The organism is Shewanella sp. KT0246 (assembly GCF_019654955.1).
Taxonomy (GTDB): Bacteria; Pseudomonadota; Gammaproteobacteria; order Enterobacterales; family Shewanellaceae; genus Shewanella; species Shewanella goraebulensis.
The window spans coordinates 1-401 of record NZ_BPEV01000165.1 but is presented as its reverse complement, the minus strand read 5'-3'; the positions used below and the strand labels follow the sequence as shown (position 1 = coordinate 401).

At 47.6% G+C, this 401-nt stretch carries 1 protein-coding gene; it reads left to right on the top strand.

What is annotated here, in order from left to right; genetic code table 11:
* Positions 1–401 (top strand): VCBS domain-containing protein (locus K5Q58_RS20985; protein ID WP_220755761.1); only part of this gene is annotated, 401 nt, incomplete at both ends.

The following is a 401-nucleotide window of genomic DNA, read 5'->3' as shown; positions in this document are numbered from 1 at the left end:
CTCACTGAAGATAAAGACGTTCACTCGGGATTATTAAGGGTTGATGGTGCGTTAACCATTACTGATAGTGATAACGGCCAAGCTCAGTTCAGCGCAGAAACCCTGCAAGGTCAATTTGGTACGCTGACTATCAATAATCTCGGCCATTGGACCTACACCGCGGATAACGCACAAGCCACGATTCAAGGTCTAAAAACGGGTGAGTCAGTAACTGACACCCTGCTGGTTCACTCTGTTGATGGCACTGAACAACAAGTCACCGTGACCATTAACGGTACTGACGATAAAGCCGTGATTGCGGGCACAGCAACGGCCTCTCTCACTGAAGATAAAGACGTTCACTCGGGATTATTAAGGGTTGATGGTGCGTTAACCATTACTGATAGTGATAACGGCCAAGC